Source organism: Leisingera sp. ABM4_103 (genome assembly GCF_056158685.1).
This window is the reverse complement of sequence record NZ_JBSWTU010000008.1, coordinates 153,723-177,855: the sequence shown is the minus strand read 5'-3', so window position 1 is coordinate 177,855 and position 24,133 is coordinate 153,723. Positions and strand designations below refer to the sequence as shown.

At 60.4% G+C, this 24,133-nt stretch carries 27 protein-coding genes; 12 read left to right on the top strand and 15 right to left on the bottom strand.

Annotation, left to right across the window (positions count from 1 at the left end):
• Positions 1–16 precede the first annotated feature (16 nt).
• The 8 genes from ACXAED_RS24285 to ACXAED_RS24250 form a co-directional block, all read right to left on the bottom strand.
• Positions 17–604, bottom strand: a complete 588-nt coding sequence (locus tag ACXAED_RS24285; RefSeq protein WP_475054301.1) for a WD40/YVTN/BNR-like repeat-containing protein — start codon at positions 602–604, stop codon at positions 17–19.
• 391 nt (positions 605–995) lie between these two features.
• Positions 996–2,441: a multicopper oxidase family protein gene (locus ACXAED_RS24280; protein ID WP_475054298.1), complete on the bottom strand. Its 1,446-nt coding sequence runs from the start codon at positions 2,439–2,441 to the stop codon at positions 996–998.
• 140 nt (positions 2,442–2,581) lie between these two features.
• Positions 2,582–3,040 (bottom strand): hypothetical protein, encoded by a 459-nt coding sequence (locus ACXAED_RS24275; RefSeq protein WP_475054295.1) that lies wholly within the window; start codon positions 3,038–3,040, stop codon positions 2,582–2,584.
• Between the two features lie 120 nt (positions 3,041–3,160).
• Positions 3,161–3,883, bottom strand: a complete 723-nt coding sequence (locus tag ACXAED_RS24270) for a cytochrome c biogenesis CcdA family protein (RefSeq protein WP_475054292.1) — start codon at positions 3,881–3,883, stop codon at positions 3,161–3,163.
• On the bottom strand, positions 3,880–6,372 hold the full coding sequence (locus ACXAED_RS24265) for a heavy metal translocating P-type ATPase (RefSeq protein WP_475054289.1): 2,493 nt from the start codon (positions 6,370–6,372) through the stop codon (positions 3,880–3,882). Before ACXAED_RS24265 ends, ACXAED_RS24270 begins: the two co-directional genes overlap by 4 nt.
• A 4-nt stretch (positions 6,373–6,376) precedes the next feature.
• Positions 6,377–7,849, bottom strand: a complete 1,473-nt coding sequence (locus tag ACXAED_RS24260; RefSeq protein ID WP_475054286.1) for a hypothetical protein — start codon at positions 7,847–7,849, stop codon at positions 6,377–6,379.
• Positions 7,850–7,948: 99 nt separating this feature from the next.
• On the bottom strand, positions 7,949–8,614 hold the full coding sequence (locus ACXAED_RS24255) for a hypothetical protein (RefSeq protein WP_475054284.1): 666 nt from the start codon (positions 8,612–8,614) through the stop codon (positions 7,949–7,951).
• 11 nt (positions 8,615–8,625) lie between these two features.
• Complete coding sequence (locus ACXAED_RS24250; protein ID WP_211235972.1) at positions 8,626–9,054, bottom strand: MerR family transcriptional regulator; 429 nt, start codon at positions 9,052–9,054, stop codon at positions 8,626–8,628.
• A gap of 313 nt (positions 9,055–9,367) precedes the next feature.
• On the opposite strand from ACXAED_RS24250, the gene ACXAED_RS24245 reads away from it, so the two are divergent.
• The gene (locus ACXAED_RS24245; RefSeq protein WP_027255794.1) at positions 9,368–9,691 is read left to right on the top strand and encodes a hypothetical protein; all 324 of its coding nucleotides are present in this window, start codon (positions 9,368–9,370) and stop codon (positions 9,689–9,691) included.
• Positions 9,692–9,905: 214 nt separating this feature from the next.
• Here ACXAED_RS24245 and ACXAED_RS24240 read toward each other — a convergent pair whose 3' ends face one another.
• On the bottom strand, positions 9,906–10,307 hold the full coding sequence (locus tag ACXAED_RS24240) for a MerR family transcriptional regulator (RefSeq protein ID WP_475054364.1): 402 nt from the start codon (positions 10,305–10,307) through the stop codon (positions 9,906–9,908).
• A gap of 96 nt (positions 10,308–10,403) precedes the next feature.
• Between ACXAED_RS24240 and ACXAED_RS24235 the strand changes: the two genes are divergently transcribed.
• The 9 genes from ACXAED_RS24235 (at position 10,404) to ACXAED_RS24195 (ending at position 16,472) form a co-directional block, all read left to right on the top strand.
• Positions 10,404–10,811 (top strand): mercuric transporter MerT family protein, encoded by a 408-nt coding sequence (locus ACXAED_RS24235; RefSeq protein ID WP_475054281.1) that lies wholly within the window; start codon positions 10,404–10,406, stop codon positions 10,809–10,811.
• A gap of 12 nt (positions 10,812–10,823) precedes the next feature.
• Complete coding sequence (locus ACXAED_RS24230; RefSeq protein ID WP_475054279.1) at positions 10,824–11,129, top strand: heavy-metal-associated domain-containing protein; 306 nt, start codon at positions 10,824–10,826, stop codon at positions 11,127–11,129.
• Between the two features lie 22 nt (positions 11,130–11,151).
• Positions 11,152–11,454 carry a hypothetical protein gene (locus ACXAED_RS24225; RefSeq protein WP_475054277.1) on the top strand — a complete coding sequence of 101 codons (303 nt, stop codon included), beginning with the start codon at positions 11,152–11,154 and terminating at the stop codon, positions 11,452–11,454.
• 97 nt (positions 11,455–11,551) lie between these two features.
• Positions 11,552–11,791: a mercury resistance system transport protein MerF gene (merF, locus tag ACXAED_RS24220; RefSeq protein ID WP_475054275.1), complete on the top strand. Its 240-nt coding sequence runs from the start codon at positions 11,552–11,554 to the stop codon at positions 11,789–11,791.
• Positions 11,792–11,794: 3 nt separating this feature from the next.
• Positions 11,795–11,983: a hypothetical protein gene (locus ACXAED_RS24215; RefSeq protein ID WP_475054272.1), complete on the top strand. Its 189-nt coding sequence runs from the start codon at positions 11,795–11,797 to the stop codon at positions 11,981–11,983.
• Positions 11,984–12,221: 238 nt separating this feature from the next.
• A complete protein-coding gene (gene merA / locus ACXAED_RS24210) occupies positions 12,222–13,673 on the top strand; it encodes a mercury(II) reductase (RefSeq protein ID WP_475054361.1) in 1,452 nt (483 codons plus the stop codon).
• An 82-nt stretch (positions 13,674–13,755) separates the two neighbouring features.
• Positions 13,756–14,037 carry a hypothetical protein gene (locus tag ACXAED_RS24205; RefSeq protein WP_475054269.1) on the top strand — a complete coding sequence of 94 codons (282 nt, stop codon included), beginning with the start codon at positions 13,756–13,758 and terminating at the stop codon, positions 14,035–14,037.
• A 384-nt stretch (positions 14,038–14,421) separates the two neighbouring features.
• Positions 14,422–15,153: an organomercurial lyase gene (gene merB, locus ACXAED_RS24200; protein ID WP_475054266.1), complete on the top strand. Its 732-nt coding sequence runs from the start codon at positions 14,422–14,424 to the stop codon at positions 15,151–15,153.
• A gap of 98 nt (positions 15,154–15,251) precedes the next feature.
• On the top strand, positions 15,252–16,472 hold the full coding sequence (locus ACXAED_RS24195) for an adenylate/guanylate cyclase domain-containing protein (RefSeq protein ID WP_475054264.1): 1,221 nt from the start codon (positions 15,252–15,254) through the stop codon (positions 16,470–16,472).
• A 971-nt stretch (positions 16,473–17,443) separates the two neighbouring features.
• Here ACXAED_RS24195 and ACXAED_RS24190 read toward each other — a convergent pair.
• The gene (locus tag ACXAED_RS24190; RefSeq protein WP_475054262.1) at positions 17,444–17,884 is read right to left on the bottom strand and encodes an HIT family protein; all 441 of its coding nucleotides are present in this window, start codon (positions 17,882–17,884) and stop codon (positions 17,444–17,446) included.
• A gap of 463 nt (positions 17,885–18,347) precedes the next feature.
• On the opposite strand from ACXAED_RS24190, the gene ACXAED_RS24185 reads away from it, so the two are divergent.
• Positions 18,348–19,496 (top strand): HPP family protein, encoded by a 1,149-nt coding sequence (locus ACXAED_RS24185; RefSeq protein WP_475054259.1) that lies wholly within the window; start codon positions 18,348–18,350, stop codon positions 19,494–19,496.
• A gap of 171 nt (positions 19,497–19,667) precedes the next feature.
• Here the strand turns inward: ACXAED_RS24185 and ACXAED_RS24180 are convergent, their stop codons facing one another.
• The 3 genes from ACXAED_RS24180 to ACXAED_RS24170 form a co-directional block, all read right to left on the bottom strand.
• Complete coding sequence (locus ACXAED_RS24180; RefSeq protein ID WP_475054092.1) at positions 19,668–19,970, bottom strand: hypothetical protein; 303 nt, start codon at positions 19,968–19,970, stop codon at positions 19,668–19,670.
• Positions 19,971–20,272: 302 nt separating this feature from the next.
• Positions 20,273–20,917 (bottom strand): 5-formyltetrahydrofolate cyclo-ligase, encoded by a 645-nt coding sequence (locus ACXAED_RS24175; RefSeq protein WP_475054089.1) that lies wholly within the window; start codon positions 20,915–20,917, stop codon positions 20,273–20,275.
• A gap of 53 nt (positions 20,918–20,970) precedes the next feature.
• Positions 20,971–22,011, bottom strand: coding sequence for an NAD(P)H-dependent flavin oxidoreductase (locus tag ACXAED_RS24170; RefSeq protein ID WP_475054257.1), 1,041 nt, complete (start codon positions 22,009–22,011; stop codon positions 20,971–20,973).
• 238 nt (positions 22,012–22,249) lie between these two features.
• Here ACXAED_RS24170 and ACXAED_RS24165 point away from each other — a divergent pair, with 238 nt between their 5' ends.
• On the top strand, positions 22,250–22,666 hold the full coding sequence (locus tag ACXAED_RS24165; RefSeq protein ID WP_475054255.1) for an RrF2 family transcriptional regulator: 417 nt from the start codon (positions 22,250–22,252) through the stop codon (positions 22,664–22,666).
• A 412-nt stretch (positions 22,667–23,078) separates the two neighbouring features.
• Here ACXAED_RS24165 and ACXAED_RS24160 read toward each other — a convergent pair whose 3' ends face one another.
• Together ACXAED_RS24160 and ACXAED_RS24155 are read right to left on the bottom strand one after the other, a co-directional pair.
• Positions 23,079–23,459, bottom strand: a complete 381-nt coding sequence (locus tag ACXAED_RS24160; RefSeq protein WP_475054253.1) for a hypothetical protein — start codon at positions 23,457–23,459, stop codon at positions 23,079–23,081.
• A 126-nt stretch (positions 23,460–23,585) separates the two neighbouring features.
• The gene (locus tag ACXAED_RS24155) at positions 23,586–24,128 is read right to left on the bottom strand and encodes a hypothetical protein (RefSeq protein WP_475054251.1); all 543 of its coding nucleotides are present in this window, start codon (positions 24,126–24,128) and stop codon (positions 23,586–23,588) included.
• Between the last annotated feature and the right edge of the window lie 5 nt (positions 24,129–24,133).

The following is a 24,133-nucleotide window of genomic DNA, read 5'->3' as shown; positions in this document are numbered from 1 at the left end:
ACCAGCTTTCCTGTTCTCAAAGGGCCGCGAGGGTCGTCCAATTGGCGCCCCCGTCGCGGCTGTGTTTCAGTTCGGCATCGGTCGCGGCGACGATATGGCTCGGGTCCGCGGGGTCGACGGCAAGAGCCCGCGCGTGAAGGCTCGACCTGCGTTCCCACGTCACGCCGCTGTCTGCGGAGGCCCAGAGTCCGGAAGGCAGAGCCGCGTAAAGCCGTTCCGGAGCGGCATGAGCCGAGGCAAGTGCCAGAACCGGCTCGCCCTCGGGCAGCGGGGCCTCCGGTGGCGGTGCGGTCCCGGCGGCAAGTGCATCCATCGCATCGCCCGCCACCACATCCTGCCAGCGGCAGAAACAGTCCGGCACGCGGGTCAGGCCCCTTCTGGTCCCCGCATAGAGCCAGATCCCGCCCATGCCGGAGGCAAGATTGACGGAAGTTAGCGCCAGCACGTCCCGTTCGGCCTCTTCGATCCAGGGGCGGTCCATGACAAAGCTCCAGGTCCTGCCCGCGTCTTCGCTGCGCCACAGTCCATCGCCCGCAACCGCAGCGTAGACCGTGCCGGGCGCTGCCGCAGCGACGGCGAGTGCAGTGACCTGTGCATCCGGCAACCCATTGATTGATGAACGCCATACGCGCCCTCCGTCATCCGACCGTGCGATGCCTCCACCCGCCGGTGCCGCAAAGAGCCGGTCTGGATGATCGGGGTGATTGGCAAGCGCTCGAATTGGCCTGTCGGTTGCCGTCAGACCGGAGGCTGTGCCCGTTGAAACATCAACAGATCGGACGCCATCCCCTGCCACGACCACCGATTGGCCGCTGAAAGTGACCGCCGAAGCCGCATAACCAGTGGCCTGCGCACTGCGCCCTGGAAGAAGCGCGGCAATGAAAGTGCCGCCTGTCATGGCGAGGAACATCCGCCGGCAGAGGGTCCCCGAGTCCCCGCCGCCAGTCGCTTCGGGCGGTTTTTTCAAGGCGCCAGATCGTTCCATTCCCGTCTCCTTATGCAACACGGATCACCCCCATCATCCCGCCCGCCTGGTGTTCGAGGATGTGGCAGTGGAACATCCAGTCGCCGGGATTGTCGGCGACGAAGGCGATCTCGACCCGCTCGCGCGGGGCCATCAGCACCGTGTCCTGCCATTCGCGATGGAGGGTGGGCTGCCCGTTCCGGCTCAGCACCCGGAAGGAATGGCCGTGCAGGTGGATCGGGTGGTGGAATGCCGTGGCGTTGGTCATCGCGATGACGTGGCTCCGGTCCCGCTCCAGCACCAGCAGCGGGTCGAGGATGTGGCCCTTGGCGGCGATTCCATTGACGAACCAGATGTCCTCGCCATGCATCATCCCCATCATGTCGTTGCCCGCCATGCGGCCCTCGCCGGAAAGCCCCATCTGCCGCTCGACCATCCCGCCCATCATGCCGCCGGTGAAGGTCACTTCGTGGCGGCGGGCGCTGTTCAGGTCGGGTTCGGGAAGCGGATTGGGGGGAAGCTGCACCGGCCAATCCGGTGAGGCGTCGCGGAGCGGTGCATCGGCATAGGCCAGATCGATCAGTTGAAAATTGTTTTCGACATAAAACCGGTCAGAAACCGTTACCCGCTCACCCGGCGCGCCGGTCATGTCGAGGATCAGATCCACCCGCATCGCCGGACCGATCAGAACCCAGCCGCGGCCGCCGGGCTCATGCGGCGTGACCGGCTGGCCATCGAGCGCGATCACCTGCGGCGCAAGCCCCCCGAAATCCAGCGCGAAAATCCGGGCATTGGCCGCGTTGATCAGGCGCAAGCGGATGCGCTCACCGCTGCGCACCGCAACCTGATCGGGAACCCGGCCGTTGATTGTGACGGTATTGCCGAGCCGCCCGGCATGGCTTTTGTCGTGAAACCCGCCGAAGCCGCCGGCGATCTCGACCTCTGCGGTCAGCCGCCAGTCGTCCAGAACCCATACTAGGTCGCGGTCGACCCTTGGCGGCTCCGCCTCCTCGATGATCAGGGCTCCGTAAAGACCCCGGCCCACCTGCTCGAAACTGCGCTGATGCGGGTGGTACCAGAAGGTTCCGGCATCCACTGCATCGAATTCATAGGTAAACCTTCCGCCCGGCGCGATCGGCTGTTGCGTCAAATGCGGAACGCCGTCCATGGCGTTGGGCAAACGCATCCCGTGCCAATGAACGGTGGTTTCCTCGTCAAGCGCGTTCTCGACCTCGATGCGCAGGCGGTCCCCTTGCCGGACGCGGATTTCCGGGCCGGGTACAGTGCCGCCATAGCACCAAATATCGGTCTCGCCCCAAGGCTTGGAGACGAGGCGTGCGCGGTCCGGGGCAGCGCGCAATACATAAGTGCGGGAGGTATCAGCCAGAGCGCCCTGGAAGGGGAGCGCGGCACCGGCAGCAGCACTCGCGGCAAGGAAAGACCGTCGCGACAGCGCGGATCGAGGGAGTGGTTTCATGTTTCAATCTCATCTGATCACCGTCTGGAACAACCAAGCCTGTGTAGCTTGGCCAAAATGCGGCACCGGCGCCCAGAAGGTGCGACCGGCTTGAACGGTGCGCGTCTGCGATAGCGCGAAAGCGCGATCGCTACGTCACCTCAGATGAGAGATCTTGGAGGAAATGGGTCCGGCACCCCGCGTAGACCAGATGGCAGGGCCATACCGGGCATGCGATTTTGGCGCCAGGGAAACACTGCATTTAGCGGCCCGGGAGCGGCATCAAGCGCCGCAATGCCTGGCGTTGTGCAGTCGATGTCACAAGAGCCGGAGTTGCTGGTGCCTGCTTCGTCAGCCTTGCATCCTTGGCAATCGGGCATGACATCTGTGTCCCCCGCTGCCGCAGCCATATCCAGTGCCATTGAATTCGCGCTAACCGCATGCACAACACTGCCCACCGCAAACAGGGCGAGAAACATGATGGCAAGCATATGCACGAACTTTCGCATGGTTATCGAGATAGGACAAAAATTCTGGAATGTCGATTCACACTGGCGTGCGGCAAAATCAGCAGCGGTGTTCCGCGCCAGAACAGGCTCTTGCAGAACATTCATCAGCACTACTCGGCTTCTGTCTCTATATTCACTTTCGGCCGCACCGGTTGAAGTGCCTAATAATCTGTGATGCGCAAATCGAAATAATCGTGGCGCGAAAGTTGCTATGTCCGGTCAGCGTCAGCCCTAACCAACCCATCCAGCATAGATAGCTGTTTGCCAAGCAAACCAAGCGGCCGCGGCTATCAGCAGCCCTCCCCCAATCCGTTCGGTCCAGCGCATGACCGGGCTGGCACCGGGCCAATGCGCCAGGCTGGATGCCGCGATTCCAGCGGCAACGAGCGGAATACTCCGGGCCAAACCGAAGCTTCCCATCAGCACCGCGCCCTTGACGGGATCTGCCGAGGAGGTGGCCGCCACGACCACGGGCAGAAGCAGGGGAGTGCAAGCAGGACATGTGGACAGTCCGAATGGCAGCCCCAAGGCAAACGCCCCGACGAAACTTTGCGCGGTACGCGCGGAAGGGCGCAGGACAGGTATTTTCAAATGGACCACGCGCCATAGCGTCAGAGCGGTCAGAACCAAAATGACCGTGAGCAAGCCATAGACCCAGGCCATGGCACTATTGAGAACCCGCAGCACCGCAAACCCGGCATAGCCGAACAGAGCCCCCAGTACCGCATCGACCGTAGTAATCCCGAGCCCGAATCCCGCCGCCAGGCAGAACCCGCGCAGACGGGAAACGCCGTTTGCGGCGGTCCCATCGCGGGTGCCCAATCCGCCGGCCACCGCAAGCAGGGGGAACGAACTGGGTGCGACTCCGATGATCAGTCCAGCCAGGGCGACGAGCGCAACGCTGGCCGGTGTCAGGTCGCCGATATTCTGCAACAGGGATTCAACGTCGATCATAGGCTGACACTTCCGTCCACTTTGTGCCCCAGACGGCGGATGGCATCGGGCAGCATGTCGGGTGTTACTTGCCCAGGGTCGTAGGAAATGCGCACCGTCTTGGCCAGCGGGTCGCCACTGACCTCAGCTATGCCGGGGGTCAGGCTTAACCCGGCAGCGATAGTATCGACGCAGACTTGGCAATGGATACTCGGCACGGAAAGCGTGGCGGTTTTCTGCATGGTACTGGCCTTTCTTGATGAGGATTGAAGCGGCGCGGGCGGTTTGTCAAAGAGCCGCCCTCCGAAGGAATTGGCAAGCACCGCCGAGACCGACAGCGCCATAGCGATCATCGCCCAGGAGGGATGCACCAGCCCGGTTGTCGCCAGAGGCACACCTAGCCCGTTGAAGAAGAAGGCAAGCCAAAGGTTCTGCACAGTTTTGCGGTAGCTGATGGCACCAATGCGCACCGCCTCGCCCACGGCGCCGACGCGTCCGCCGGTGAGCACCACGTCGGAGGATTCGATTGCAATGTCGGTGCCCGCGCCAATAGCGATGCCGACATCGGCCTGGGTCAGCGCCGGAGCGTCGTTGATGCCGTCTCCCACCATGGCGATGCGTGCGCCATTTGCTTGCAGTTCGCGCACGAACCCGGCCTTGTCCTGGGGAAGAACCTCCGCGCGCACCTCGGCTATTTCCGCTTGCTCCGCGATGGCTTTTGCCGTCCGCCGGTTGTCCCCGGTTACCAGCAGGGTCCGTATGCCTTGTTGATGCAAGGCCGCGATGGCCACTGCCGCATCCTGTTTCAACGTGTCGGCAAGCGCCAGCACGGCGGCGGGCTCGCCGTTTACTGCCAGCAGTACGGCGGTATGTGCGCGGGCTTCCTGCTCAAGCAGCACTGCTTCGGCGGTTTTGGTATCAACGCCCCGGCCGCGCAGATGCCGCGCTGTGCCGACCAGAACCGATAGCTCCCCGACACGGGCGAATACACCGCCGCCCGTCACCGAATGAAAATCCTTTGCTTGCGTCCAGGTCACGCCTTCTTCCTGCGCGCTGGTAACAATCGCTTTTGCCAGTGGATGTTCCGACTGTTCCTCGGCGGCGGCGGCAAGGGCCAGAACCCGGCCCCGTTCAAACCCGTTAAGGGAAATGACCTCGACCAGCCGCGGTTTGCCTTCGGTCAGCGTGCCGGTCTTGTCGAATACCACATGCGTGATGTCCTTGAGGATCTGGAAAGCTTCGCCCGAGCGGATCAGGATACCCCGTGTGGCGGCAATGCCGCCGCCCCGGATCAATGCCAGCGGCGTCGCCATACCGAGCGCGCATGGGTAACCCATGACCAGAACAGTGACTGCGGCATAGATGGCACGTACCCAATGCGGCTCACGGCTCCAGCTGTCGGGCGCAAGCCCCCAAAACATAAGCGCTGCAAGGGAAATGGCCAGCACGGCAGGCACGTAGCGCTTCAGCACCCTGTCCACTAGCACCACGATACCGGGCTTCATGGCCTTGGCTTCCTCTACGTGACGGGCGACCTGATGCAGGAAACTATCCTCGCCGATGCGAGTGGCCTCGACCACAAGCGCACCGGTCTGGTTGATCGAGCCGCCAATCACCTCCGCCCCCCGCACCTTTTCCACGGGCACCGATTCTCCGGTGACAATTGCCTCGTCCACCGCACTTTCGCCCGACAAAACCCGCCCGTCGACGGGCACGCGCTCGCCGGGTCGCACCCGCACATGATCGCCGACAATAACTTCTTCGATGGAAACTTCCCGTTCGGTGCCGTCCCGGATCACGTTCGCCACTGGCGGCTGCATGGATAGAAGCCGCCGCACGCTTTCCGATGCCTTTGTACGAACGATCAGTGATACCCAGCCCGACAGCAGGTGATATGCAGTCAGAAAAACCACGACGCCGAAGAAATCGACCGCGGGAAAGCCGACGAATCCGTACCAGTCGAACCACGGCATCGGCGCGCCAAGAAGTCCCCCGATATAGGCGCCGATGGCCCCCACCGAAAGAAGCACATGCTGGTTCGTAATCCCGCGTTTCGCCGCGCCCCAGGCCATGCGGGTGATGCGCCGCCCGTTCCAGAGGAAGACAAAGGTAGCAATCGCCCAGGCGATCCAGACATGCCAGTCACGCATTTGCCACCAACCCAGCCACATGGCAGCCATGGCCGCGAACAGGACAAGCGCGGCCGCGGCCGCCATGGCCAAGTCCGTCGCTTCCTCGCGGATCGCGCGTTTTTGTTCCTCGTAAGCGCTCACTTTACGGGGATCGCGAATGGTGAAGCCCAGATCGGTCAGCGTGCGCTTGATTCGGGTCTCATCGGTCTGGTCTGGCGCGAAGCGGATCAGTACCTCTTCATGCGCGAGCGATACATGCGCCTCTCTGACGCCTCTGTCCCGTTTGAGCGCCGAGGAGATGGAATTGGCGCAGAACGAACAACTCATGCCGCCGATCTTAAGTTGCAGCGTGCTGGGGTCCGAGGTTGCGGTGGTCATGGCGTTACCTCCTCAAGGTGGCCAGCAGGTCGTCGGAGAGGAACAGATCGCTCCGCCCGCCCTCGCTCCGGAGCGCCAGCATGTTGGCCAGAAATAGCGCGTCGCCGGTTCGGAAGGCGGGGTCGCTGACCCGCCATGTGCCATCCTCGAATAATACTTCCGAGGCAAAGACCGGCGCCAAAGTATCCGCCCCTGGCAAGGCAGGGTGGGCGAAATGTTCGGGCGGCACGCCTTCCAGGTAGGGCGCGGCCACAAGCGGCAGCGGGCTGGCCTGCATAAGGCCGGAGCGGATAATCACCGTTTCGAAAAAGCGCGGATACAGCGCCGCTGCCCGGCCGGCTTCGGCAGTTTCCCCATGCCAGCGCATCGCACTCAGAGCGGCCACCACTGCCCCGGCTGAGCGCGGACTATAGGATTGCGCCCCCTCGCCCTGCCGGAACAGCCCTGCCGCGTCGTCCCAGAGCGGCAGCAGACGGTCGTTGAAGATCCCCCGCGCGGCCTCCGCGAAAGCCGGTTCAGTCAGAAGCCGTCCCGCCTCGGTCAACCCATAGACGGCGAGCGCCAGCTCCTCTATGCCCGTGCCGGGATCGCCGGTCAGGCTTTCGGCCTGTTCGCGTGCAAGTGCCAAAGCCTCGCTGCGCTGTGTGTCGTCATCGGTGGCAACGGTGAAGCGCGCCAATGCTGCGATAGCCAGGCCACGGTCGCCCGGGGTCTCGGGCGGCATCGTCCTGACGGCTGCAAGGGCCTCCTCCAAAAGATCACGATAAATGTCCGGGTCCGTCAGATCCCGGTAGGCGGCATGCCAGTAGTCGCCGCGACCGCTGATCCCAGCCAGCACCATGTTGGATGCCGCCCAAAGCACTGCGACCTGATCACGCGGCAGTGCCTTGCCAAAGGCGCCATCGGGCGAGCGCAGCGCGAATAGCCCCTCGCCGTTCGTCAACCGCGCCTCCAGCGTCTGCGCCTGCGCGCGGGCCTGCGGGATCATCATCAGCCCAGCCAGCTTGTTTTCAGGCATGTCGTGAAATTGCAGGTGAAATTCGGGACTGGTGATCTTGATCATTGCCCAGGCTTGCGCAGCGGGGTCCAGCGTCCGGTTAAAGGTGGAGCGGTCCCAGGCCAATGTTGCAGGAGCAGAAAAATCCGGCGCCTCCGCGAAGCGCGGCTCGGCCCCGGCATAGAGTGGCCCAACCGCCGCCATGTCGGGCATGGCTGGCCGCGTGACGAAACCCGAACGCCTCAGCCATTCGTCGCGCTCGTAGGGAGAAATCACCAACGCCTCGCCCAGTCCGGAAAACATCACCGCACTGGCTAGATTTGACAGCGCCGCATAATAGACTGCCGGAGCTACATTGGTCTCGTTGTAATGAAATTCCTCTTCGGCGTGGGCTGGCAATGGGGTGTAAGTCGCAGCGGCCATAGCCCCTGCGAAAAGCGTGGCGACGCCGGTTCGCGCGTATCTGGAGAGTAACTTCATGACAGCCTCCATTTCCTCGGGCTCCCTTATGGGAACCGCTTCAAAAGCCATTCTGCACTCCGTACCATGATACGGTGTCAAGAGACGCAGATGAGCAATTCAGGCGGGTTCGGGTAGCGCTGCGAAGATGCCAAACCAGATTGACCACAGGCCAAGGGCGACAAGGAGCACCCCCGCCCAGAACGGCATTCTGTCCGTCAGCGCGGCCAGCCGGTCAAGGAGCCGCCGCGCCGGCGCATAGGCGGCGGCCGCGACGAGTGGCATTGACAGCGCCAGACCGAACACGCCAAGCGAAACGAAGCCCCCCAGAACGGCATTCCCACTCGCCCCGCCGGCGCCGGCGAAGCCAAGCAACACCAAAAGTAAGGGCGCGGCGCAGGCAGGAATGTTGAGGCCGAAGATCAGACCGAGCCCGACCGAGCCGCGCGCGCCGTTCAACCCGCGTAGCCGGGGTCCGATGGTCCGCATCAGAAACCCGGCACGCCCGACGAGAAACAGGATGCCGATTGCCGCATACGCGGACCCAAGCACGATCCATGCACCACGCTGAAACCCTGCGAAGGCGGCGCCGACCAGAACCGCAGCTGCCCCGAGCCCGCCGATGAACAGCGCCCGGGTCAGGGCGAAAAGCACCGTTTCAAAGAGTTTTTGCGCCCCGGATTTGCCTTCCAGATACTTGATGAAGATCAGGCTCGATCCGATCGAACACGGTTCGATGAAGCCGAAGAGGCCAAGCCCGGCAGGCAGCACCAGGAGGTTGAACAAGCCGAATTCCATTAGTCTGGAGACTCAGTGGTAACCGCGGCCTTTGCACGATGGTCGCTCAGCGCCTCCATAATCGTGCAGGAATTGAGGCTCCCACCGCCCGGACATGTTGCTATTACGGCGTCGAGAGCGGCCCGTATCTCTTCAAGCCGTGCAATCTTGCATTCGACCTCATCGCGCTTGGCAATTGCCTGGTTGCGCACATCGGCGCAATCTGCCTTCCTGTCCGTCCTCAGCGCCAGCAGTTCGCCAATCTCTCGCAGCGTAAAGCCCAGCTCCTGCGCCTGTTGGATGAAGCGGATGCGCTCCACTGTCTCGCGGTCATATTCGCGATATCCGCCGCTTGGGCGAAGCGGTTGTTCGATCAATCCCTTGCGCTCGTAAAAGCGGATGGTCTCGACGCCGACGCCAGCCTCATCGGCAGCGCGGCTGATGGTCATTCGCCGTGCCATAGCTCACCAAAGTTTTTCCACGGATACACTCCGTACAGTAGTACGGAGTCAACAGGTTGCCAGATCGAGCGCAACAACGTGAACGGCAGCCAAAAATAAGGCCTGAATGAGCCCCTCCGTTGTGAGGTTCCGGGGGCTGCTGTCTGATCGCGGCTACGATCCGATGATAAGTCCGGCTGTCCCCGGAACCTTACCTTTCTTCAATCGCGATCACGTGAAGAATCTCTTCTTGATCCTGTGGTTGCTACAGGGTGCATAAGCGTTCCCATGATATGGTCGCCCTTTGGCGTGAGGTGAATTCATGAAAAAATCAATCTGGGCCAGCTATGTTGGATCGCTCTCATCACTTGGTGTTGCGGCGTGCTGCGTCTTGCCGATGACGATGATTTTGTTCGGACTTGGTGGAAGCTGGCTTGCAATATTTGGGAAAATCGCCGCCGCAAGCTACTACGTCCTTGGTATCTCAACCGCAGTCTTGCTTTCGGCATGGACTGTTTCGTACCGAAGGGGCTCAATTTCCCACCTAAAGTGGTGGTTGACGGGCAGCACAGTACTGATCGCGATATCATGGATCGTTGTTGTGAATGAAGCTCAGATCAACGACTTCCTCATAACCCTTATGTAATGAGGCTAATGACGCGAAGCGCTGCCTGGTAAGAACGAATGCCGGATGCGGTCAATCAACCCGGCAGGAAGCTGCGGAAGATCGCGGCTCCGGCCTGAACTGCCTGTGGACTTGTTTTCACTGCCAGCCACCGTCGTCACTTTGATCCTTGCGATCGCTCCGGTTCCACTGCCCGTTTGGGTGACGGGTGCGACCATCATCAATTGGCGATCGGTTAGGTTACCTCTGTAAGCGCGTCGATCACAGGGCACTCCGGCACATCGTCACCGGTGCATTGCGCCACTGTGGAGGACAGAACGTGCTCGATGCGTTTGAGATCGGCAATCTTGGCGCGGACAGAGTCGAGATGAGTATTCGCAAGAACCTGCACCTCGCCGCAGGTTTGTGCCCCACCATCGACGAGCGCGAGCAGATCGCGGATCTCTTCGAGCGTGAAGCCCAATTCGCGCGCACGCATGATGAAGCGCAAGCGCCCGACATGGCTTTCATCATAGGCGCGGTAGTTCTTGGATGTGCGGGGTGGTTCCGGCATGACGCCGATTTTTTCGTAGTACCGGATGGTCTCCAAGTTGCATCCCGTCATTCGCGCCAAATCCCCGCGCCGTATGACCTTCACTGTTCTGTGATGAGTTTTCACGTTGGATCCCCTTGAGCCTGTACTGGCTACAGACCATAGGTTGAAGTCATCAACGAGGCAAGGACAACTCGAAACATGACTGAAACCACATCCGCAGGCCGGGCAACGGCACTCGAGGAAAAACCGGATGCCGACCGAAAGGCTTGGGCGACTACCGCATTGGGGGTACTCGGTGCGTTGGCCATGACTTCATGCTGCATTCTGCCACTGGTGCTGGTCAGCTTCGGCGTCACTGGCGTGTTCATCGCTCAGTTGGGCGCGCTCTATCAGTACAAGTGGATTACCTTTGCGCTGAGCGCAGCCTTCATTGGCTACGGCTTTTACAAGGCCTACCGCCCAATACCGGCCGAGGCCTGCGCCGACGGAACCTGCGCGCGCCCCATCAACCGGACACTCATGCGATACATTCTTTGGATTGCAACCGCCATCGTCGCCGTTGCGATGATCTTTCCCTACCTCACCCCTTACATCCTATCTTACTGAAGGGCCCGCATCATGAAAAACATCCTTCTTATTCTTTCAGCTCTGGGCATGCTCGCAGCGGTTCCCGCCAGTGCCGGCGAACAGCGCATCAATGTCGGAGTCGGCGAACTGACTTGTCCCTCCTGTTCCTTTACTGTGGCGGCGGCCATGCGCGGCGTACCCTCCGTCGAGATTGTCGACTTTATTGAGGGTCAGTCCTGGGGCGAAGGCATCTACGTAGTCAATTATGATGATCAGGAGGCCAACCCTGACATGATCGTCGACGCCGTTCTGGCCAATGGCTACCCGGCTGAAGTCCTTCAGCCCGGCGGTTCCTGAGGCTCGAAGGAAGGCGAAGGCCATGAGTGACAGTCACATGGGAGGTCTTCTGGCCTTCGTTATTGCAGCTCCGGTTATGGTGATCTGTTGCGGAGGCGGTGGTGTTATCCTCACCGCTATTCTGGGCGGGCTGAGTGGCTGGCTGTCTGGGCTCGGTTGGATTGCAACTGTGATCGCTGCCGTTGGTGCCATGCTGGTCTTTCGAGAGATCAAACGGAGACGCCCGACACATGCCGACGGCGCGCCAGAAGACACATGCTGCCGGCATGACAAGAATGTCAGCCTCGACTCTGCTGAAAACGTGAACCGGCAGCAAAGCGGATAGACTTCGTAGGCCGTCGTGGCAGTGGCCGTGTCCATTTCATCAGGAAAACGGCCTCTTCGCCGGGCAGGTTGTCCGCACGCTTGGAAACGGAAGATACATGAATACTGAAGAAAAATCCTCGAATGGCCTCCTGAAGGTCGGCCTCATCGGCACGGTCATCGCGGCGCTTTGCTGCTTCACACCTGTTCTTGTCGTCCTCTTCAGCGCCGTCGGTCTTGCCGCCGTCGTCGGATACCTAGATTTTGTGCTGCTTCCCGCGCTCGGAATTTTCATCCTGCTGACGATCTACGCACTGTGGCGAAAGAACGCTCGCAATACCCAATCGCAAAGGAACTAGGAGATGATGCCCCCTATAGACGATCTGATGCCGATGGCACCGCAAATGATGGGCTGTTGTTATTTCAACTTTTTCGGCGCGGTGTCCTGGATGGTTTTAATCACCACGCCGCTGATCGCAATCGGTGCAATCGTCTACCTCCTGACCAAGCGCCCCGAGACAGGGAGCAGTCAGGACTTCTCCCAACCGTAGATTTCGGAACGGCGCAGCTAGAATGAAGGTGAGTTGTGGCATCACCTTGGTCGGACCGGAAGCCGAGGATCAGATCAACCTGTTCGCTAAGATCATAGGCGCCGGACTGACCGCCAACCAGAAAAAGGCGATGATCTTCGCCTATCCCAGCTACACCACCGGCATCGGATCGATGGCCAAAAAACAACCGAGGCCACACGGACGTGACGGCCCTATTAGGAAACAGAGGAAGATGATGATGGAGCAAAAGGTTGAAACCCATGATTGTTGCGGTCCGGCAGGTACTGATGGCAACGCATTTGACCTGATCGTGATGGGTGCGGGCTCGGCAGGTTTCTCCGCCTCGATCACCGCGGCCGAGGCTGGCAAGCGAGTGGCCCTTGTAGGACACGGTACGATCGGCGGCACCTGCGTGAACGTCGGTTGCGTACCGTCGAAGGCGATGATCCGCGCCGCCGAAGCAGTTCATGGCGGCACATCGGCTGCACGGTTCCCAGGCGTCGAGTCCTGCACCCACGGAGTCGACTGGGGCGCGGTGGTGAAAGGCACGACCGATCTGGTCGTCGAAATGCGGCAGAAGAAGTATCTCGATCTGCTGCCCGCCTATGACAATGTGACTTACATTGAAGAAGGTGCCGCACGTATCGTCGAGGGCGGGGTTCAAGCGGGCAGCCGTTTGCTTTCCGCTCCCCGCGTCCTGATCGCCACCGGGTCCCGCCCTCAACTGCCGGAAATCCAAGGCCTCGCTGAGGTGGACGTGCTGGACTCTACTGGCCTTCTGACCCTGTCCGCGCGTCCTGCCAGCATCATGGTGCTGGGTGGGGGCTATATCGGCTGCGAACTGGCGCAGCTGGCGTCAAGGCTCGGGGTGAAGGTCACGCTTGTCACCCGTTCACGCCTTTTGCCCGGCGCCGAACCGGAGGTAGTCGAGGCGCTGACCGAGGCGCTGAAGGCGGAAGGCATCGCGGTCGAAACCAACTTGGCTTACACCTCTGTCGCGCAAGGCCCGGGCGGTGTCACCCTGACCATCGAACGCGATGGCAAGACCGAGGCACTGACGGCGGAACGGTTTGTTGTGACCACCGGCCGGGTGGCCAACGCCGACGGACTTGGACTGGCAGAACTGGGCATCGAAACCGATGCGCGCGGGTCGATCAAGGTCGGCCCGGACATGGCCACCACTCGGAAGGGCGTCTGGGCGGCAGGCGATGTCACTGACCGCGACCAATTCGTCTACATGGCGGCCTATGGCGCCAAGGTGGCGATCAACAACGCTCTGGGACTGGAGCCAATGCGCTATGACAATGCCGCGATGCCCTGGGTGGTTTTCACCGACCCGCAAGTGGCTGGCGCCGGTCTCTCGGAGGCCGAGGCAAAAGCGGCTGGGCACGAGGTCAAGACCAGCGTGATAACGCTCGACAACGTTCCGCGCGCCGCGGCAGCACGCGATACCCGCGGCGTGATCAAGCTGGTGGCGGATGCCAAGACCGACCGTCTGCTGGGTGGTCAGATCGCAGCACCCGAGGGTTCCGACACGATCCAGACGCTGGCAATGGCGCTCAAGTTCGGCATGACCACCAAGGCGCTCGGCGAGACGCTCTTTCCCTATCTGACCACGGTCGAGGGGCTGAAACTGGCGGCACAGACCTTCGACAAGGATGTGGCGAAACTCAGTTGCTGTGCTGGGTGACGACGTGAGACGCGGGCACACCACGGATCTTCTCTCCAGCTGCCATGGCGTGCTGTTAGGCTGGGGGGCTCCCGCAGTAGCAATGTTTGCCGCGTTCGGCAGTGCGCATCCGGTCAAGACATGGGTCTGGGCCGGGGCTCTCGTCTGGATGGGGACGGCCTGCCTCTGGAACGCGCGCCGCGGCGGGCGGCGTCATTGCTTCTGGACCGGGCCATACTTTCTGGCGATGGCGCTGGTTGTGCTGACACACGGGTATGGGGTTGTGGACCTCGGAAGCCAGGGGTGGAAATGGCTTGGTGCAATGATCGGAATTGGCGCCTTGGGTGTCATCGCTGTCACGGAGCGCAGGGGCAAGTATCTCTGAGCAATCAAAAGGAGCCATGATGAAGGATGATGGCAGAACAGGCCCGTTAGCTGCGTTGCTCGCGCTCAAACTCGTCTGCTGTGGCGGGCTCCTGCTGGCCACCGGCGCATTTTCGCTTGGCGGGTTCCTGTCACTGGTGGCCGACCCCGCTGTCAAACTTGGAGGCGTTCTCTTCTTGGTTTTGGCAGTTGGCTGGCTGTTGTGGCGTGTGCTTTCTAGCAGCGCCGCTTCACCATCGCAGAATACCGGTGCGCGCCGGAACGAACTCCGCAGTTGCGATGCTATCCGACCTCCAGAGGCAGTCAGCCAGCAATCGATGACATGCTTGTCTTACTCTTCGAACCACGCCGTCAGTACTGCAGGAACGGAAGTGGGGTCAGGCCCATGCAGTTCACCCAAAGGAAAGTGAGATTGATGGCAAAGCCCGCTGAAACCTATCTCCCGGACACTTCGACCCTCTCGGACCCAGAAGTCTTGGAAGCGCTGTCCGCACTCATGACCAACGCCCGGCTGGCTGCGCGTTGGGGCGGGCTTTCGCCTGCGACGCGGCAAGCTCATCAAGCGATCCTGCAGGCGTTTCTGGCTGATGGCGCTCCGCCTCCAATTTCCCAATTTTCCGCTGAATCGCTTGCCGATCTGGGACGGCGCGATCTTGTGCATGTGCGCGGCGGAGAGATTGCCTTGGCTTATCCGTTTTCAACCCGTCCAACCGATTTCCTGGTGCGCGTGGGCGGGGTGAAGGTCTATGCGATCTGTGCCGTCGATGCACTGGGCACCTCGGCCATGGCCCGCGAACCAGCCGAAGTCACCTGTCTGTGCCCAACTTGCCGGGCTCGTGTCAGCTTGGGAGTATTCGCCGATGGTCTCACGCTCGACCATGCTTCCAAGCCCGATCCTCGGGTCTGGACTGGCGTAAAGGACGTCGGGGCCTGTGCGGCTGACACCCAGTGCAAGTCGATGCTGCTGTTCTGCAGCCCCGATCACCTCGATGCCTGGAAACGCTCCCAACTGCCCTGTGCGCGGGGGTTCGATCTTTCGCTGGCTCAAGGTGTGCGCCTCGGGGCTGCGATCTTCCGGCCATTCCTTCAAGCCCCGGCCGAGGGGGCTGCACAGTGAGTTCACTCATCCTATACGCGCTGTGTATCGCGAATAGGCCGCTCGCTTGATCCCTGGAGACTATCTGAACGCGCTAACGGGCTTCCTGACATGGGACCATGACTGACATGAACTGCCGACATACACCAAAACCACCTGATGATAACGGGTGTGACACCGGCCAGCTAGCACTGTGCCTAGCCGAACACGGCGCCAGTTCAGAGGACGCCCAGGCAGCTATCCGAAAGTTCGGGCAAATTCTGTCAGCGGCGCCATTGCGGGTAGAACGCCTGTTTGTGAGCGTGCAGCCGCTGCATCCGGACTTTCGGGCACGCACTTACCTGTGGCTAGCCAAGGACGGTCGGGTGCGCGTTATCGAATGGCCGCATGGGCTTAAGAACAGGCAGGGATACCGCTCCTCTCCGGATCATCACGTTCATACCGCGGGTACGGAGTTACATGTTTCAGATCTCCAAAACGCCCCGCCGTCGCATTGCAATCTCTATGAAGAGCTTCGGCTTGACGGTTTCACCGACTATCTCATTATCCCGTTGCGCTTCAGCGGCGGCATAATCAACACACTGTCGATTGCAACGCGCCAACCAGGTGGATTTTCGGAATGCAGCCTGGTTGGGTTCCGTCGGCTGGCAGATCTCCTGGCCGCGCTGCTGGAGCGGTTTGTTGCCGTTGAAAATCTCGACACCGCACTGCAGACCTACCTGGGCCGGCACGCCGGCAGCCAGGTCATGCGCGGCGAGATCCGCCTCGGCGAAGGTCAACTGGTCGAGGCTGTCGTGCTGTTTGCGGATCTTCATGACTTCAGCAGCCTTTCCGCGCGCTTGAAACCGGCGGAGACGGTCAGCCTGCTGAACAGCTATTTCGACTGTCTTGTCGCTCCGATTGAAGAGAATGGCGACCATATACTGAAATTTATCGGCGACGCTGTTCTAGCCTTCTTTCCTGTTAACATAGCCGGATCGCCTGAGCCGCGGCCGCAGGAAGCAATCGCCGCCATCAGTCAGAGACTCAGCATGCTGAATTCCGCGCATAGGAAAAGAGGTGAGAAATCCCTGCAACACGGGCTCTGCTTGCATTTCGGCGAAGTTCTCTACGGCAATATTGGGGCGAGTGAGCGTCTGGATTTCACCATTATCGGCGATGCGGTGAATGTGGCCGCCCGATGTCTTGAGGAAACCCGCGCATTCGGCGTCGTATACCTTGCCACAGAGGCATTCGTAACGCGGTTTTCTCCAGGAAATTCTTCACACATCGGGACGCGCAAGTTGAAAGGCATTGCCAGCCCGGTATCGCTCCATGAACTTTGCCCGAATTCAACGTAGGTTTTTCCCGTCCTTGGAGGAGGACGCCTGGCGCACTGGGCAGAAGACGTGCGTTTGAGCGGCTTGGGAAAAGTTGGGTTGGTCCAGCTTGTCGATTATTGATGCTGACCGCAGCGAACGGGCGGCTTGAAATCTGACGAGATTAGCACAAACGAACGACCGGAATGAGGAAGTTCGCTGCATTGCAAAATTACAGTTGGTGCAGGCATCCTCATCAACTTGAACTTTCTGCATGTGCATCCGCTGCGGATGCAGAGGTCCGGTTGGTCCCGCAATGTGTAAGTTCACCAGTTTCAAAGCTTCGCAGTCGCAGCGAACGGCAGGAACTGCCGACTGCGCCGCAGCATTAAACCTCGGTCGGTTGCGTCAAACGGCCAAGTTTGCAATGGACGCTTCTTGCACTTCGCTGCCGCACGGGGCGACCTGGACTGCACATACGGCGAAGGGCGGTTCCTTTTCCTTTCTGAATCCCGTCTACTGCTCGGCAAAGAGCTCACTGACATCGATCTTTATCGACCCGGAAGGCCAAGGGCACGGGTTCTAACATGAGAAAGTGTGGGGCGGTGCCGGGGCTGGCATGTTGATCCTGTCTGCGCTAGAAATTTTCCTGAGGTCAGCGACTTCAGGAGAAACCAGCCACTCGGCTATCCACATTTCGGAGTTGTTTTCATAGGCATACTGGGTCATGTGGCCGGACATATGAAAACGAGCTCCGGCAGCTTGCTGCGTCATGTGTGGATCGGCACGGCGCCTGCCGATGCCTCGGGGGCATTGAGGAGGAAGCACGCGGAAATCCATCGGAGCTCGCGGCGACGAAGTATCGGGCCGCTCAAAGAAGCCGGATATACGTCCACAATTGCGAAACTCGAACCCGACCAGATCGGGCGTTGCAATCAGGCGGGGTGCATATACGTCCACCTATGAATCACGTTTGGGGCTGCCACCGCCAAGCTGTGGCTGGGGTTTTCCATTCAGCAAGTCTCTGCCAGGCGGGCGCGGATGCGGTCGGCCGTAAGGGCAAGCGTCGCACCGCCGGGGCTCGGGGGCAAAGAAAATTCCTCAAAGCCGTCTTCGAGATACCGCGCCGAGGTGACATCATGGCGGTGAAACATAGGCACAACATGGGCATGGGCGTGCGGAACGTGGATGCCGGTGTAGAAGAACGAGACGCGCTCTGCGCCCCATTCACGCTTCATCGCGCGTGCCAACTGCTGCCCCGTAGACATGATCCGTAATGCGGTGGATTCCGGCAGGTCCTCGAACCAGGGATGGTGCTGCTTGGGAATGATCAGGGCGTGGCCTTCGCGGATCGGGTGAAGATCGAGAAACGCAAGAACGAGGTCATCCTCGATGAGCTTGTGTGCGTGCACTTCCGCACGGGCAATCTGGCAAAAGATGCAGGTATCGGTCATTCAAGTCCCTATTCAGCAGCGGCATGCCCCGGCCACGCTACAGTGTCTGGCGCCTGCCGCAAGACAATGCTGAAACGGCTAGGAATTGGCTGACGCGGTACCGTATGTCCGAGGTCCGCCGTGATCCCGCAGCATCACCCTTGGGTTCCACCGCCTGCGGACCGGCAGCTTTCAAATGGCTCCCCAGATGCTTCGCCCTCTGAGCAGCTCTGCGATCACTTCGGGTTCAGACGGTTGCTTCGGGCTGCCTGCAAACTTCACACCAAGCCTAACAACCGTCTGGGTTTCTCTATGGCGGTGATCCAAGCACTGCATCTCCGCAAGGTGCCGGCGCCAGGCAGGCCGCCGCTCGCGACCAACTGGGACTGCCGACGACGACTGCAGCGGTATCTCAATTAGATGACAGGTTGAACCTTTCACAAACTGATGAAATTTTGCGCATATCTCACTCGGAGGCGCCCATTTGCTCAATCTGAATTCACTTGGCCCCGCTGTCGCCCGCGTCTCAGGCGCTGAAGCCATGCGTGCCGGGCTTGGTGCCCTCATCGGTTTGGGGTTAACCGGACTTTTTCTTTTGTCTCCTCAGATCGACCCAGAATTGGGCCTCTATCTCGTAGCTCCATTCGGGGCGTCCGCCGTCCTCCTCTTCGCAGTACCAAACAGCCCTCTGGCGCAACCTTGGTCGGCGATTGTCGGTAATACCGTTGCTGCCTTCGTGGGCGTGGCCGTTTGCCTTCTGGTGCCGGATCAGACGCTCCGGATCGCCCTGGCGGTGGGCCTTGCGATCACCGCAACAATCCTGTGCCGCGCCGTTCATCCTCCGGCAGGTGCGGTCGCGATGACTGCCGCCATGTCCCCGGACGCCATCGCACAACTGGGGTTCTGGTTCACGCTTGCACCCATAGCTGTCGGAACGGCAACTCTCGTGGTGCTTGCAACCCTTTATGCAAGGCTCACCGGACGGCACTACCCGTTCCGGCAATTCGATGATCCTGGTAAGCATGCAACAGAAGACCGCAACCCGACAGAACGGCTCGGACTCTCCGAGCAAGAGCTGACTGGTATTCTTGAACGTTACAGCCAGTCCTTCAATCTCGGTGTCGAGGATCTCGCACGGCTGATCGGCGCAGCAGAACTTCAGGCCGCAGCTCAGTCTTCTGGCCCCCTGACTGCACAGGATATTATGTCCCGCAACCTCATCACCGTCGGCTTGAAAACCTCCCTCGGCGAGATCGCGGACTTGTTTCAACAGCATCGGTTTACATCATTGCCTGTCGTGGGGACTGATAAGGCGTTTAAGGGGATCATTTTCCAGATGCATCTCATCAACCAGGCCCGATCGGACGCGCTGCGCCTGAAGCGAGGCTTTGGGGCCGCGCTGCGGCGCCTTCTGGACCGTGAATGGCAAAAGCAGATGACTGCAGGGGATATCATGAGCGCAGCTGTACCCCGCGCTAGCACAAACACTCCGATCGGTGTGCTGCTCCCAATGATGGCGGACGGGGACACCGATGCTGTCCCCGTGCTCGAATATGGAAAGATCGTCGGCATTGTCACTCGGACGGACCTGATTGCCGCAATCGCCAGAAATACGGCGCGCTGTCGAGGGTGATCCTCAATCCTCCAGCGGGCAGTTATGTAACTGATTGGCATCGGCGAATGTCGGGTTGGTCCGCACCGTGTGAACTTTTCAGAGCCCAAACCTAGCAGCTGCAGCCAATTTTCACTTTGTCCCGCATAGAGTGAGTTCGTGACGGATGTGACTAAGGTCAGCTAGGGCCTGTCACTGATCCCGGCCAGACTTCCGGCATTCTAATTCCGCAAGCTCTGCGAATTGGTCGGCGGCAGCGTTCCATTGAGTGGAAGGTACTTTCGGCCAGCCGTATGCCTCTTGAATTAGTTGCTGGGCAATAAGCACACGTTCCGGGCCTCCAACGGCAATCATCTGACTCTGCATTTCGACTGGCATGTATTGCCGAGTGAACATCACTGTATCTGCCAGCTCTCTGACCTCCTCACAGGATGAGGCGGCGAATACCGCTGCAGGTGAAATGAGACATGCGATAAGTGAAACAACGCGGAACATCACGCTCTCCTTTGGATCGTTGAAGGGAAGCAGGGCAATTGCGCCAGTGCGGCCATGTCCTTGATGGACAGCTTCGGCAAAAGCTGAAATCGCTATTCCCTTAATCGGTATCCAAAATACCTATTTGTGCGATGGGCTTAAGTCAAGCCTCAGATGGCGGCAGGTCGCTCAAAACAATAGCAGTGAAGTCAGCCCGCCAATTGTGAGTGCGCTTCGAACGAGATCCATCTGTCTGCGTAGGCAACATTCCGGTGCCAGGGTTTCAGCCAGCCGTCTGGCACCAATCCGCGTGCTGGCGTTCGTTACGCACCTACTTTTGCGTACCTTTCGCCGCCTTCGGTCAGGATAGCATCCAAAGGAATGTCGTGCGGTTGCGGGAAGATTGTAGGAAGCTGTGCGCTTTCCAAGCCAATGCCAATTGAATAGGGGCGCGGCAACATTGCAGCGAGGGTCCGGTCGAAATATCCGCCACCATAACCCAGCCGGAAACCTCCAGAAGCCCAGCCCACCAGCGGCGCAAGGACAATTCCGGGAATGAGCTCGGGCGAACTGGGCGGCGGAACCGGTATGCTCCAGTCGCCGCGCACCAGCTGAGTATCTGGTGTCCACAGCCGGAAAACCAGCGGCGCAGCCTTGGTCTCGACAATCGGCAGGGTAATGGCGGCGCCCTGTGCGTGCATCTCTGCCATTAGGGGGCGCAGATCGGGTTCGCCCTTGATCGGCCAGTAGAAGGAGATAACACGCCCGTTTGCGCCGGAGAACCGGTTCCGGATCAATTCGCGCAGATGTCCGGCCAGCGCTTCTCCAGCGGACTGACGGATAGCAACCGGCAATGCCAAGCGCTCCGCCCGCAGCCGGTTCCGTTCTGCCTTGCGCCAGCGGGCAACGTCAGCAGTCTGCTGCGGAGAAACCGCCTGCGGGTCGTAATGTCCGGCCTCCGCAGCCATGCAGGGTGAGGAAGCGTATTGTTTCTGATCGGGCGGACCATCAGAACTTCGGCTCATAGTCCTGCTCCGCTGCGGTGCGAAAGGGAGTATCCGAGGATCTGCTCTGCTTCGTTGACAATATCCCCGATACGGCTTGCTGCCGGTACAATCCGGCTGATGGCCCCCGCGCCTTGTCCTGCAAACAGAGCCATTGCCTCAAGGTCTCCAGTTGTTGTCCGCAGAGGAGAATCCGTGCTGAACCGCAGGCGCGGCTGGGATCCGTCCCAGGCGATCGCCTCGCGCGGCAGGGCATCCGGATCGTGGCCCAGGTAGGTGCCGCTGAGTGCTTTGGTCACGCTGTTTTCCAGCACACGCACCGCCGCCCCCATTGGCCAGTTCAAGACGAAGACATCGGTCAGGACAGTATCGCCGCCGGTGGAGGCTGCGACGCGTTCCTTGTGGTAGGGGTGAGCAAAGGATTCATCTGTGGCTAGGAAGGCGGTCCCGCATTGTATGCCGGAGGCGCCAATTGACAGAAACCGGGCCAGATCTTCGCCGGAAGAAAGACCCCCTGAGGCAACCACTGGTACTGACACGGCTTCCAGAATTGCTTCGGTAAGGTCGCGGACCGGGCGGCGGCCATGGACATGACCGCCTGCCTCGATCCCTTGCGCGATGATCACATCCGCGCCGGCCGCCTCTGCCGCGCCGGCGGCCTCAACTGTGCCGACCTGGTGCAAGACGAGGCAGCCTGCCGCCTTCACCCGGAGAACGGCATCGGGCACGACATCCCAAAAGAATGTGAAGGCCGGAACACCGAGTTCCAGGCAGCAGCTGATCTGGGCATCAAGCAATCCAGGCTCGGTGGCTGCGGGGATGACATTCACCGCAAAGGGACGGTCAGTTGCGGCCCTGAGTTTTGTGACTTCTTCGGTGATCAGGTCCGGGCTTTCGCGCACCATTCCAAGCATGCCAAAGCCGCCGGCTTGGGAGACGGCGGCAGCAAGTTCCCAGCGGGATACGCCGCCCATGCCAGCCAGGAGGACCGGGTGGTCACATCCCAGCAACTTGCAAACCGGAGCGTGCAGTGGATTGTCAATTTTCTGGCCGCTCATTCGACTATGCTCCCTTTGGCGCAAACAGTGGAATTGGCGCCCAAGGTAAGCCGCTCCACTCAATTGCGGGTTTTTCAAATCAGTCAGCGCCGATGGTTCACCGGCGGAACCACTGCCTGCGGCACATAACACGTCCGAGTGATGTGGCGGCATAGACTTGGCTGGCCTGCTTCACTCATTGAGCCTAAGCACCTTAATTGGTACAGTAAATACTTATTAGAGCCGAAGGGAACCCCGCATGCGCCTAACATCTTTCACGGACTACGGACTTCGAATGCTGATGAGGATGGCGAGCCAGCCAGAGCAAGGGTTTTCGACTGCCGATCTGGCTGAGGAGTTCGGCCTTTCCCGAAATCACCTGACGAAAATCATGCAGCGGCTGGCGCGCGCTGGGATTGTTGAAACCCGGCGCGGTGCCGGTGGCGGCGCCTTCTTGTGCATGCCTGCTGAAAACATCCGTCTTGGTGAAATTGTTGAGCTGCTCGAACAAGGACAGGCGCTGGTTGAATGCTTTGGCGCCGACGGAGGCGATTGCACGATAGATGGACGCTGCCGCTTGAAAGCCAGGCTGCGCCAGGCTGAAGCGGTATTCCTAGAGGATCTGAATCAGACAACACTTGCGGATATCGCATTACCGGCACAAAGCGCAGCCTGAGGGGGCAAGGCGGAAGGCCATGTTCTCACCTCAAGCCGTCAGGCGAAACAAATCCTGGATATGCACCAGAACCTCAGGGCCTTCACACTGACTGTGCCTGCGAGGACGGCTGCGGAAGATCCGGTCTCCCTTGTCAAATAGGCGCGATCCCCGAGGGCGCATGCTGCAAAGGCGCTCGAAACAGCTGCAGAGTCCATGCCGGCGGGTTTCCCAACCGATGTAATTGAAGCCATCAGCGAGGCCGTCTACGAGCGCCTGAGCGGATTGCAACCGGCGACTGCCCTTGAGGGCTAGTACGCCGCAAGCGGCTGCCTGCGCGAAACAACCCACTCCAGCACCGGCAGCACAAAAAGGACAACCTCAGCAGAACAGCACGAAACCAGACACCAATTGGCCGTGGCTCCCTAGAGTATCATTCCCGGTCTCCCTCCCCGGATCCGGGCTTGTAAGACAGGTAGAGCTCACCGCTTTCGCGCATGCTGACCTCTGGAGCACTGTACTCGCCATCGGTTTCCGCGCTTGGCACGTGCGGGTGCCGATTCAAAACCTGCTCGTAATCATAAGCCGCAGCCCTGGCCTCCTCACGGATCCGGCCGGAACTGGCATTCAGGCAATTCAGGTAGACCTCCACGTCCGCAAAGTAGAGGCGGTATTGCTCCCGCAATTCGGCACCGGTGAACCCGGCATCTTCCAGATAGGCCAGTTCCGGCCGCACCGGTTCGACACAGGCTTGCGCAGCCAGGTTTCCCGGCACCGCTGCAAGGACGGCCGACATCAGGAACCGAATGCTCACTCTTCCCTCCCCTCGCTTCCGTGCTTAAAAGCCGATTAAGCCCGGCTGATGTCCGGCGAACCTCGGAGACCCACGGTCTGGAATGTGCCGCAATCATTGAGGCTCGACCTTTCAACGGCACAGGTCTTAGTAATAGACGAGCTCCGACCCGGAATTGCCCTCGTAGTCCTTCCACTCGACACCAACCGCCCGGATGCGGCCGCCTTCCGGGCATCCCTTGACGGTTGGCATCACATAGCTTGGCACACCGCGCGCGCCGTAGCCATGCCAGGAAAAGCCGCCCTGAACGCCGTAGGTGCCGACCTGGGTGCTGTCGATCTCCCCGCAATAATCCTTCTCCCTCCGCGCTTCGAACTTCACATGGTAGACGCGGATGGAGCGGACAAAATCAAATGCGGGATCGCTAATGTCGATGTCGGCACGCCCGTTTTCCGTGGAATAGTCTCCAGCCGGCTCCAGCATCCCGGTTGGAGGTGCTCCATCGTGCTTCAGCTGGCTGAGGACCGCCGGAAACAGCTCGACGCGAGGCTTGCCAATCGTGACTGATGCCAGGTCCACCGTTCCCAGTTGCGGCAGTATCCCTGCAGGGTTCAGACTATCGCTGAATGCGGCGTCATAGAGACGCTGTGCGGGGCTGGCCGATTGTCCGGGGCCATAGGACGCTCCCATCGGGC